This is a genomic window from Roseomonas acroporae (genome assembly GCF_023223525.1).
In the GTDB taxonomy this organism is placed as follows: domain Bacteria; phylum Pseudomonadota; class Alphaproteobacteria; order Acetobacterales; family Acetobacteraceae; genus Roseomonas_E; species Roseomonas_E acroporae.
This window is the reverse complement of record NZ_JALPRX010000002.1, coordinates 62,415-72,838: the sequence shown is the minus strand read 5'-3', so window position 1 is coordinate 72,838 and position 10,424 is coordinate 62,415. Positions and strand designations below refer to the sequence as shown.

Annotated in this window: 9 protein-coding genes; 4 read left to right on the top strand and 5 right to left on the bottom strand. The window is 74.8% G+C overall.

The genetic code is table 11. The features are described from left to right. Positions 1–115: 115 nt before the first annotated feature. The 3 genes from M0638_RS00845 to M0638_RS00835 form a co-directional block, all read right to left on the bottom strand. Entirely contained in the window at positions 116–571 is a 456-nt protein-coding gene (locus M0638_RS00845) for a MaoC family dehydratase (protein ID WP_248665057.1), read from the bottom strand. Positions 572–912: 341 nt separating this feature from the next. Next, on the bottom strand, positions 913–2,025 hold the full coding sequence (locus M0638_RS00840) for a 2-aminoethylphosphonate--pyruvate transaminase (protein WP_248665056.1): 1,113 nt from the start codon (positions 2,023–2,025) through the stop codon (positions 913–915). A gap of 313 nt (positions 2,026–2,338) precedes the next feature. After that, the gene (locus M0638_RS00835; protein ID WP_248665055.1) at positions 2,339–2,974 is read right to left on the bottom strand and encodes a DUF1194 domain-containing protein; all 636 of its coding nucleotides are present in this window, start codon (positions 2,972–2,974) and stop codon (positions 2,339–2,341) included. A 141-nt stretch (positions 2,975–3,115) separates the two neighbouring features. On the opposite strand from M0638_RS00835, the gene M0638_RS00830 reads away from it, so the two are divergent. Both M0638_RS00830 and M0638_RS00825 read left to right on the top strand, forming a co-directional pair. Further along, positions 3,116–3,943, top strand: a complete 828-nt coding sequence (locus tag M0638_RS00830; RefSeq protein ID WP_248665054.1) for an endonuclease III domain-containing protein — start codon at positions 3,116–3,118, stop codon at positions 3,941–3,943. A 144-nt stretch (positions 3,944–4,087) separates the two neighbouring features. Next, the gene (locus M0638_RS00825; RefSeq protein ID WP_248665053.1) at positions 4,088–5,062 is read left to right on the top strand and encodes a Bug family tripartite tricarboxylate transporter substrate binding protein; all 975 of its coding nucleotides are present in this window, start codon (positions 4,088–4,090) and stop codon (positions 5,060–5,062) included. A 214-nt stretch (positions 5,063–5,276) separates the two neighbouring features. On the opposite strand, the gene M0638_RS00820 is transcribed toward M0638_RS00825, so the two are convergent. Both M0638_RS00820 and M0638_RS00815 read right to left on the bottom strand, forming a co-directional pair. Beyond that, the gene (locus M0638_RS00820; protein WP_248665052.1) at positions 5,277–7,757 is read right to left on the bottom strand and encodes a recombinase; all 2,481 of its coding nucleotides are present in this window, start codon (positions 7,755–7,757) and stop codon (positions 5,277–5,279) included. Between the two features lie 111 nt (positions 7,758–7,868). After that, entirely contained in the window at positions 7,869–8,429 is a 561-nt protein-coding gene (locus M0638_RS00815) for a MarR family winged helix-turn-helix transcriptional regulator (protein ID WP_248665051.1), read from the bottom strand. Positions 8,430–8,514: 85 nt separating this feature from the next. On the opposite strand from M0638_RS00815, the gene M0638_RS00810 reads away from it, so the two are divergent. Next, entirely contained in the window at positions 8,515–9,912 is a 1,398-nt protein-coding gene (locus M0638_RS00810) for an MATE family efflux transporter (protein ID WP_248665050.1), read from the top strand. Continuing rightward, positions 9,909–10,385: a MaoC family dehydratase gene (locus M0638_RS00805; protein WP_248665049.1), complete on the top strand. Its 477-nt coding sequence runs from the start codon at positions 9,909–9,911 to the stop codon at positions 10,383–10,385. The genes M0638_RS00810 and M0638_RS00805 overlap by 4 nt, the downstream gene beginning before the upstream one ends. Positions 10,386–10,424: the final 39 nt, after the last annotated feature.

Sequence of the window (10,424 nt, the reverse complement as noted above, 5' to 3'; positions counted from 1 at the left end):
GGCGATCCGCTCTAGAGCCGTTCCGGCCTGACCGTATCAGGCCGGAACGGCTCCAACCTCCTGGTTTTTCGCATTTTCCGAGTCGCCGGGTGAGTACACCCAGCTTGAAAATGCTCTAGTCGTAGACTTGGCTCAGCGTCTCCGCGACCAGCGCGGGGCGGTCGCTGCCTTCCACCTCGACCGTGGATTCCATGGTGATCCGCACCCCGCCCTGGATCGGATCCACCGCCAGCACCTTCTGGCGCAGCCGCACGCGTGAGCCCGAAGGCACCGGCCCGGTGAAGCGCACCTTGTTGGAGCCGTAATTGACGCCGCGCGAACGCTTCTCGATCCGGTACAGCGTGGCGTTGAGGCGCGGCAGCAGGGAGAGCGTGAGATAGCCGTGCGCGATGGTCCTGCCGCCCAGCATCTCGCGCTTCGCCCGCTCCACGTCCACGTGGATCCACTGGTGATCGCCGGTGGCGTCGGCGAAGGCGTCGATCATCTTCTGGTCGACGGTGATCCACTCGCCCGGTCCCAGTGTCTCGCCGAGATGCTCGGCCATGGCGGCGGGCGTGGGTACGATCAGCATGTTTCCCCCTGAATGGCTCCGTCGCGCGGGTCACGCCCCGCGACGCCGGTCGTTGCGGCATCGCCGCCCCTGGGCGGCGTGCCGGGCACCTTTCCCACGGGGCCGCGGCGCGGCCCCGACCTTGGTCCCACGGGGCCGCGGCCCGGCCCCGACCCTGGCGGAGCCCCGGCCCCTGCCGGGCCCGCAACCCTGGCCCGGATCAGCCGTGGCGTGAAGCCCGCCGCGACCGGCTCGGAGCCTATTTGAGAGGCCTCGCGATGCGGGGCATCGTGCCAGGTCCCTGACGCGCCCGGCGCGGAAAAGACCCGCCAGGCCGACCCGCAGGTCTCTCAAACAGGCTGTCAGGCCGCCTCGCGCCGGCGCAGCCCCATCTCGTCGAGCACGCTGCGCATCGCCGCCAGCGCGTAGCGCATCGCCTCCTCGGCCACCGCGCCGATGCAGCCGACGCGGAAGCCCGGCGTCTCGGTGGTGTAGAAGTTGCAGATCATCACGCCGCGCGTCTTGAGCAGGGTGGCGAAGCGTTGCAGGTCCCAGGCCGGATCGTCGGGCGCGCGCACGTTGACGATCACCGGCCCCTGCTGCTCCGCCGGCAGGTAGGGGGTCAGGCCCAGCTCGCGCACCCCGGCATGGAAGATCCGCGCATTGTTGGCGTAGCGGGCGAGGCGCACCGCGCTGCCGCCCTCGGCCTCGTGCAGGTCCACCGCCACCGACAGCGCCGAGACCACCTGCGCCGGCGGGGTGAAGCGGAAGCGGCCCCAGCCGGCGGCGAGCGCGTAGCGGTACACGTCGGCGAGGTCGAGGCACCAGGAGCCCGCCTGCCCCGGCTCGCCCAGCCGGTCGATGCGCGCCACCGCGCAGGCCAGCCCCGGCATGCCCTCCAGGCACTTGCCCGAGGTGAACACCAGCGCGTCGCATTCCGGGTGCGCGCCGATGTCGAAGGGCAGCGCGCCGAAGGCCGAGACGCTGTCGAGGATCATGCGCCGCCCCGCCCCGCGCGCCACGGCGCCGATCGCCGCGACGTCGTTCACCACGCCGGAGCCGGTCTCGCTCTGCACCACCGCGACATGGCCGATCGCCGGGTCGGCGGCCAGCGCCGCCGCCACCGCCTCGGGCGGCACCGGCGCCGTGTCGGGGCAGGGCAGCGTCACCACGGCGCGGCCGGCCTCGCGGCCCAGGCGCTCGATGCGGCGCCCGTAGGTGCCGTTCACCGGCACCAGCACCTTGCCGCCCGGCGGCACGAAGCTGCGCAGCGCCGCCTCCACCACGAAATGGCCCGAGCCCTGCAGCGGCAGCGCCACGTGCTCGCCCTCGCGCCCGCCGGCCAGGACGCGCAGCCGCTCCCGCAGCGCGGCCACCACGGCGCGGAACTCGTCGTCCCAGGGGCCGATATCCACGCCCATGGCGGCACGGGTCTCGGGTCTGGTCTGCACCGGACCGGGAAGCAGCAGCAGCATGCACACATCCTTGGCGCGGCCATCGCGTGCCGCGCACGGAGCCCAGGAGCCGGACGGGCCGCGGGACGCGGCCCGGCGGGGTGGAGCATTTCCAATCCGGGCGCACCCGCCCGGCGATCCGGAAAATGCGAGAGACCAGAAGGCTGGAGCCGTTCCGGCCTGATACGGTCGGGCCGGAACGGCTCTAGAGCGGATCGCCGTCGGGCGGACACGCCCGGCGGCGTGAATCCGCGCCGAGAACGACGAGCTACGGCGAACCGCAGTCCCAACCGGACTGCGGTTCGCCGTAGTCAGACCCCGCCGCCCCCGCCGGTCAAGCCACCAGCGCCCCGCCGACCTCGCGCAGCAGCTTGCGCCGGATCGCCTCGGCGAAGGCCACGTAGTCCGGGCAGTCCATGGCGAAGGCGCCGGGACCGCCGATCACCTCGGCGCGGTAATGGTCGAGCAGGTCCGGCTCCTCGTTCAGCACGGCGAGCGCGTTGACCCTGATGCCGGCCGCCACGGCGAGGTCGCGCACCGGGCCGGGCGGCCGGCCGTGGTTGTGCCGGCCGTCGCCCGACACGTCGAGCACGAGACGGCGTGCCCGGCCGGGAAAGGCGCCGAGCAGCGCGAGGCCGGCCGCCATGCCCTCGCCCAGCGCCGTGGGTCCCGGCTGCGGCAGGCGCGGCGCGCCGTCGATCGCGTCGGCGAGCGCGGCGGCGCCGGCCGCGTCGGCGAGCCGCAGCCACGGGACCGCCACGGCCGGCCTGCCGCGCGGGTCGTCGGCACCGCCGGACCAGAACAGCATGGCGACCGCGATCGCCCCGGCCGGGCCGGCCGTGGCGGCGGCGACCACCGACCCGTCGCGGAAGGCGGTGGCGTAGCCGCCCACCATCAGGCCGAATTCGTCGAAGTCCACGCTGGCCGAGACGTCGACGGCCAGGCACAGCGCGAGGTCCACGGGGTCCATGCCGCCGGTCACTCCGATCCCGCCCGGGAAGCGGCCATCGCCCCCCGCCCGGCCTGCTCCAAGCAGGTTTTCACGGCGCCGGCCACCGCCGACCCGTGGCGGCGGCGAACCGGCGACGGGGCGGACCGTTGCAGACCGGCCATGCCGATCCAGACCGAGCTGCCCTCCCTGCCTGCCGGTCCCCGCCGCCGCGCGGCCGCCCCCGCCACCACGCCGCCGGAGATCGCCGCCCGGGCGCTGCTCGCGCATGAGCGGCTGTGCCGCGCCTATGGCTGCCCGATCGCCTACTTCCACGCCCTGGCGCCGCTGGACGAGCTGGTTTCCTCGCTGCTCTCCCACCGCACCCGCAACGCCGACAGCGCCCGCGCCTTCCGCACCCTGCGCGAGCGCTTCCCCAGCTGGGAGGCGGTGCGCGACGCGCCGGTGGGCGAGGTGCAGGAAGCCATCCGCGCCGCCACCTGGCCGGAGGCCAAGGCCCCGGCGCTGCAACGCACGCTGCGCGCCGTCACCGAGCGGCGCGGCGCGCTGGACCTCGACCACCTCGCCGCCATGGCGCCGGCCGAGGCGGATGCGTGGCTGCAATCGCTCCCCGGGGTCGGCCCCAAGACCGCCGCCGCCGTGCTCTCCTTCAGCGTGCTGCGCCGCCGCGCCCTGCCGGTGGACAGCCACCATCACCGGGTCGCCGTGCGCCTGGGGCTGATCCCGGCCGGCCTGCCGGTCGGCCCGTCCCACCGCGTGCTGGAGGCGATGCTGCCGCCCGGCTGGGACGCGCAGCAGGTCTACGACAACCACGAGGTGATGATGCTGCACGGCCAGCGCTGCTGCTTCTTCCACGGCCCCGCCTGCGGCCGCTGCGTGGTGCTCGACCTCTGCCCGACCGGGCAGGAGCGCGTCGGCGGCGCGGCGCCCGGGCGGGACGGCACCGGCAGGGCGGCCGTGCCGGATGGCGGCGGCGAGGCGGCCGGCTGAGCACGGTGCCGGACCGGAGGAATATCGGCACCGGCGGCGCGGTGCGGCGACGAAACGGATGCTCCCCTGCGATGACCGGTTTGTGACCCTCCCCGACCCGCCCTATTGTGCATCGCAGCAAGACGGTGAGAGGGTCGGACGACGATGCGACGACGTTTCCTGCTGGCGGGCTCGGGCGCCGCGGCCCTGGGCGGCTTCCCCCAGGTGGCACGGGCGGAGGCCGCCTGGCCGAACCGCCCGATCCGCATGGTGATCCCCTACACGCCGGGCGGCGCCACCGACGCGATGGCGCGGCTGACCGCGCAGAAGATGAGCGAGCGGCTCGGCGTGAACGTGGTGCCGGAGAACCGTGCCGGCGGCAGCGGCACGGTGGGCAGCATGGCGGTGATCCAGTCGCCGGCCGACGGCTACACGGTGCTCTTCTCGGCCTCGATCCACGTGCTGGCGCGGCTGGTGATGAAGAGCGTGCCCTACGACCCGGTGACGGACTTCACCCCGGTCGCGCGCGTCGGGCGGGGGCCGATGCTGCTGGTGATGCCCCCCTCCCTGCCGCAGACCACCATCACCGAGGTGGTCGCGGACGCGAAGGCGCACCCGGAACGCTGGACCTTCGCCACCTCCGGCCTCGGCTCGGCCGGGCACCTGGCGAGCATCGCCTTCAACCAGCTCGCCGGGCTGAACCTGCCGATCACGCCCTATCGCGGCTCCTCGCCGGCCCTGGCCGACATCGCGGCGGGCAACATCCAGCTCATGATCGACCCGATCCTGGCGACGCTGCCGCTGGCGCGTGGCGGCCAGGTGCGGGCGCTCTCCATCACCACCGAGCAGCGCAGCCCGGTCGCGCCGGAGATCCCGACCGGCGCCGAGGCCGGCATGCCCGGGCTGGTCGGCGCCTCCTGGTACGGCGTCTGGGGGCCGCGCGGCCTGCCCGGCGAGATCGTGCGGAAGATCAACGCCGGGCTGCGCGAGGCGATGTTCGAGCCGGCCGTGGTGAAGCGGCTGACCGAGCTGGGCTTCGAGCCGGTCGCGGAATCGCCCGAGGACTTCGCCCGCTTCATCGAGGCGGACGTGGCCCGCAACACGACGCTGCTGCGGGCGGCGAACTTCCAGCCGGAATAGGCGGCGCGTCGGGAACCGATCCACCGCTACGGCGAACCGCAGTCCGGTTGGGACTGCGGTTCGCCGTAGCTCATTGTTCTCGGCGCGGATCCACGCCGCCGGGCGTGTCCGCCCGCCGGCGATCCGCTCCAGGACCGGGACGCCGCCCCGGGACCCCTCTGGCGAACCCCGCCAAGGGGCGAGGCCCCCTTGGAACCCCCGTTCCGGGAAGCGGTCAGATCGGACAGACCCCGCTCGCGCATTGCAGCGTGGCGAGGTCCACCTCCTCCGCCACCCCGGCCGACGCCTCCTCCGCCGCCCCGATCGCCGCGACCAGCGCGTCGAAGCGCCCGGCCGGGATCTCCTCCTCGGGCAGGTACTCGTAGCCCAGCGCGTGGTCCGGCCGCGTCGGCAGCACGGCGCAGCAGCGCACAAGCGGCTGCTCGCGCCGCACGATGTCACGGAATTCGGCGAGGTCGTGGCGGTCCGTGTAGAGCTTCAGCGTGTAGCTCACCTGGTTGCCGCGCCAGGCACCGATCCAGTGCCGCTCCAGCAGCCGCAGCCAGCGGTACTGCTCGTCCGGCGTGGCCTCCGGCGCCGTCACCACCCGCTCGCCGAGGCCCAGGCGCTGGATCAGCGGCACGGTCGGGAAGCCCACGATCGTCATGCCGGGGAAGGAGCGCAGGGCGCGCAGCGGATAGCCGCGCCGCTCGTACTCGGCCAGCAGCGGGTCGGCGCCCGGCAGCCATTCGCCGGCTTCGTCGCGCATGCCCTTGAACTGCACCCAGCGGAGATACTGCCGGCGCGCCGGCAGGTGCGCGCCCTCGGTCAGCCCGAACAGCTTCGAGATGGTGCCGGAGGGCTTCACCGTGGTCACGGTGGCGGGCGCCGCCATGCCCAGCGAGGCGGCGTAGCCGGCCGCCTCGCGCTTGGCGGCCTCGGAAAGCGCCTCCAGCGCCTGCCGGAAGGGCGCGGCCCGCGCCTCGTCCAGCAGGTCGTGGAAATCGAGGCCGAAGCGCAGCCAGGCCCATTCGTGCAGCCCGGTGGGGCCGATGCCGATGCGGTTGGTGCGGCGCACCTCCTCGCCGTAGAGCGCGTCCATCCGGTTGGCGCGCACCAGGAAGCGCACGCCGAGCCGCACCGAATCCAGCACCCGCGCATCCCACAGCGCCGCGACCTCGGCCGGCACGGCGCCGGGCGTCACGGAATCCAGCGGCACCGGGCAGGCCAGCACCGGCGCGAAATCGGCGATCACGCAGTAGCCGCCGGCGACGTGCAGCGCGATCTCGCCGCAGGGGTTGGTGATGACCGGGAAGCGCGAGGCGGCGGCGCGGGCGGCGAGTTCCGCCAGCAGCGGCGCCGCCTCCTCGGCCCGGTAGCGGCTGCTGCGGAAGTCGCGGCCATCCGTGTGCGCCGGGCGGGCGCGGGCACCGCCGGTGCGGTGGTCCTCCAGCAGGTCGGCGTTGATGAAGCCGGGCTCGCCGTTCACGTAGGCGCAGCGCGTCGCCTCGGCGAACACGGCGCGGGCGTGGTCGGCCAGCGGGCCGGCAGCGCCGGGTTCGAGCAGCGACCAGAACTCCCGGTCCACCAGCACGGAATTGTTGGCGGTCCAGAGCCCGCCCTCGGCCTTGATGGCGACGAAGCCGAGCACGCCGGGATCGCGCCAGGACTTGCAGGCGATGCGCGCGGCGCGGCGCGCCCCGCCCACCTGCACCGCCATGGAGAGGTAGTGGTCGAGTCGCAGTGCCTGCTCCCAGCGCGCCATGGTGCCGGCGCGCGCCGGGGCGATCACGCCCTCGCGGATGTCGAGGAAGGCGCGCAGCAGCGCCACCGGGCCGGAGGCCGGGCGGCCCTGCATGCCGCGGATCGGCGCGCCGGCCGGGCGGATGTCGGAAAGGTCGAGCAGCAGGGTGCGGTGGCGCTCGCGCCGGTAGGCCATCGCCTCCAGCACCTCCATCGCCTTGGCCCAGCCCTCGCGGCTGTCGTCGATGCGGATGCGCACAGCGTCGGCCGGGGCGGCGGCGGGGTCGTGCAGCAGGCCCTCGTCGCGCAGCCGGCGCGCGGCATCCGGCTCCAGCCCCAGCTCGGCGGCGAAGCGGCGCAGCCCGGCCTCGTCGCGCGGGTAGTCGGGGTGCTCCGGCGGAAGGCGCAGCAGCAGGTCGGGCGCCTCGGCCCAGTCCACCGCCATCAGCGCGTCGTCGTAGGAGCGGCCGACGCCGGCGCCGTTCAGCAGCAGGTAGAAGCTGGTGAAGGAGGCGATGGCGGTGGCGCAGTTGGTGAACAGCTCCAGGTTCCGCCCGGGCTGGCCGGCATCGCCGTGCTGCAGGTGGCGGCCGGAGGTCAGCAGCGCGCCGGTCGCGATGGCGTTCCGGAGCCGCGCCTGTTCGGCGGAACGCAACCGCGCCTGTTCGGCGGCCGGTTCCGGCGAAGCCGCTTCGGGCCGGCCGGCCCCGCCACCCGGCATGAGGTCGAGCAGCGCCATGTTGCCCGCCGCCACGCGGTCGGCGACGCGGCCGAAATCCTCCGCATCCTCGGGCCGGAACACGGTGCGGCGCGCCACCGCGACGCCCATGCCCGGATCGAGCGCGCGCGCCGGCAGCGGCACCTCGCCGAAGGAGGCGCCGGGGAGCGTGCGGCCGGTGGGTGCGGCCTGCCCGTCGCCGAAACGCGGCGTGGTCGCGGGGATCGGCGGAAGGAGGCCGATGCTGCCGTCCATGCGGAGACTCCGAACTTGGACACACAATATGATGTGCCCAGCCGGTCAGTTCCACCATAGATGCTGCGGTTTGATGAATTCTGCCGAATGCCGCCGCCGGCCGGCCCCGCCCTATGCCCCGGCCACCGGCTCCCGCCCGGCGCCGGCCGCCACCGGATTCGTCGCGGCACCGGCGACCGTCCGATCCTTGTCGATGCCGGCCCCCGCCTCCTCCCCGGTGCCCGCCACCGGCAGGGCGGCGACGACCCGGCCCAGCGCCGCCCGCAGCGCCGCCGCCTCGTCCGCGCCGTAGGCCGCCTCGAACTGCCGCTGCGCCGCCTTCCAGGCGGCCACCGCCTCGCGCAGCTTCGCCAGGCCGGCATCGGTCAGCGACAGGGCGCGGGTGCGGCCGTCGCGGCCGGGGCCGATGGCGACCAGCCCCTCCCGCTCCAGCGGCCGCAGGGCGCGGCCCATGGTGGTGCGGTCCATCGCCATTTCCGCCGCCAGCTCGCCGATCGCCAGCGGCCCGAGCCGGCGCAGATGCGACAGCACCGAGAACTGCGCCGCGCGCAGGCCGAGCGGCGCCATGTGCTGGTCGTAGAGCTGAGTCACCCGGCGCGCCGCCTTGCGCACGGCGAAGCAGTTGCAGAGCAGGGCGCGATGGGCGGTGGCGGCGGGATCGGTCGCTGGCATGGTGGGAGCAGGATAGGCGCATATGCGCCCTTGCCGATAGGTGCATATGCGCCTAATCATGCCCGGAACACCCGGAGACCGTCCCATGGACCGCCGCACGCGACTGCTGCTGGAGGCGCCGATCGGCCCCACCCTGCTGCGCCTCGGCCTGCCCAACGTGGTGGTGATGGTGGTGCAGGCCTCGATCGGGCTGATCGAGACGGCCTTCGTCGCCCGCCTCGGCACCGACGCGCTGGCCGGCATGTCGCTGGTCTTCCCGGTGCTGATGCAGGTGCAGATGATGTCGGCGGGCGCCATGGGGGGCGGCATGCTCTCGGCCGTCTCCCGCACCCTCGGCGCCGGGCGGCGAGAGGAGGCGAACGGGCTGGTCTGGCACGCCCTGGCGCTCGCCGTCGGGCTCGGCCTGCTGACCACGGCGCTGCTGCTGCCCTTCGGCCGCGCGCTCTACACGGCCATGGGCGGCGAGGGCGCGGCGCTGGCGGCCGCCCTCACCTACTCGCACCTGATCTTCGCCGGCGCGGTGCTGGCCTGGACCTTCAACGCCCTGGCCGCCGTGATCCGCGGCACCGGCAACATGGCGCTGCCGGCGGCGGTGACCGCGGTCGGCGCCGTGGTGCTGATCCCGCTCTCGCCCATGCTGATCTTCGGCTGGGCCGGGCTGCCGGCGCTCGGCATCGCCGGCGGCGCCTGGGCGGTGCTGCTCTACTACGCGGCGGGCTCCGCGGTGTTCGCGGCCTATCTGTGGTCCGGCCGCGGCGTGCTGCGCCCCGCCGCCCGGCCGCCACGCCTGCGCTGGGCGCCGATGCGCGAGATCCTGCGCGTCGGCGCCGTCGCCACGCTGGTCACGCTCACCACCAACATCACCATGATGGTCGCGACCGCGCAGGTGGCGGCGCACGGGCCGGCGGCGGTCGCCGGCTACGGCACCGGGGCGCGGCTGGAATACCTGATGGTGCCGCTGGCCTTCGGGCTCGGCGCGCCGATCGCGGCGATGGTCGGCACGGCGGTCGGCGCCGGGCGGCGGCAGCGGGCGCTGCGGGCGGCCTGGACCGGCGCCGCCGTGGTCACGGTCGCCACGGGCGCGATCGGCCTCGCCGCCGCGCTCTGGCCGCAGGCATGGCTGGGCCTGTTCGGCGACGCGCCGGACATGCTCGCCTATGGCAGCCGCTACCTGCGCCTGGTCGGGCCGTTCTACGGGTTCTTCGGCCTCGGCATGGCGCTCTACTTCGCCTCGCAGGGAGCGGGGCGGCTGGCCTGGCCGCTGGCGGGCGGGCTGCTGCGCCTGCTGGTCGCCGCCGGCGGCGGGCTGCTGGCCATGCGCCTCGGCTTCGGCATCGACGGGGTGTTCCTGGCGCTCGGCCTGGGGCTGGTGGCGGTGGGGACGGTGAACGCCGCTGCGGTCGCCGCCGGCGTCTGGTTCCGCGACCGGCCGGCGCGCATGCTGGCGCCGGCCGCCATGCCGGCCGGGAGGGCTGCGGAATGAGCGACGGGAACGGGGAACGGGCGAGGCTGTACCTGGAGGACCTGGCCGCCGGGCAGGTGTACCGCACCGGCAGCCTCACCGTGGACGCGGCGGCGATCAAGGCCTTCGCCGCGCAGTTCGACCCGCAGCCCTTCCACCTGGACGAGGCGGCGGGGGCGGCCTCGCTGTTCGGCGGCCTCGCCGCCAGCGGCTGGCACACGGCGGCGCTGAGCATGCGGCTGATGGTCGATTCCGGCTTCCGCGTCGCGGGCGGGCTGATCGGCGCGGGCGGCGAACTGAGCTGGCCGCGCCCGACCCGGCCGGGCGACACGCTGCGCGTCGAGATCGAGATCCTGGAGGTCCGACCTTCCCGCTCCCGCCCGCAGCAGGGGCTGGCGAAGGTGCGCAACACCACCCTCAACCAGCATGGCGAGGCGGTGCAGGTCTTCGCCGCGACCATGGTGGTGCCCCGCCGGCCCGCCGGCGGCGGGTGAGGGCCGGCTCCGCCCGCCATGCGCGGCGGGACGGGGCCG

Excerpts from the sequence above, each read along its gene's own strand:
- M0638_RS00845 (WP_248665057.1), bottom strand. The coding sequence starts at position 571 with ATGCTGATCGTACCCACGCCCGCCGCCATGGCCGAGCATCTCGGCGAG.
- M0638_RS00840 (WP_248665056.1), bottom strand. The coding sequence starts at position 2,025 with ATGCTGCTGCTGCTTCCCGGTCCGGTGCAGACCAGACCCGAGACCCGT.
- M0638_RS00835 (WP_248665055.1), bottom strand. The coding sequence starts at position 2,974 with ATGGACCCCGTGGACCTCGCGCTGTGCCTGGCCGTCGACGTCTCGGCC.
- M0638_RS00830 (WP_248665054.1), top strand. The coding sequence starts at position 3,116 with ATGCCGATCCAGACCGAGCTGCCCTCCCTGCCTGCCGGTCCCCGCCGC.
- M0638_RS00825 (WP_248665053.1), top strand. The coding sequence starts at position 4,088 with ATGCGACGACGTTTCCTGCTGGCGGGCTCGGGCGCCGCGGCCCTGGGC.
- M0638_RS00820 (WP_248665052.1), bottom strand. The coding sequence starts at position 7,757 with ATGGACGGCAGCATCGGCCTCCTTCCGCCGATCCCCGCGACCACGCCG.
- M0638_RS00815 (WP_248665051.1), bottom strand. The coding sequence starts at position 8,429 with ATGCCAGCGACCGATCCCGCCGCCACCGCCCATCGCGCCCTGCTCTGC.
- M0638_RS00810 (WP_248665050.1), top strand. The coding sequence starts at position 8,515 with ATGGACCGCCGCACGCGACTGCTGCTGGAGGCGCCGATCGGCCCCACC.
- M0638_RS00805 (WP_248665049.1), top strand. The coding sequence starts at position 9,909 with ATGAGCGACGGGAACGGGGAACGGGCGAGGCTGTACCTGGAGGACCTG.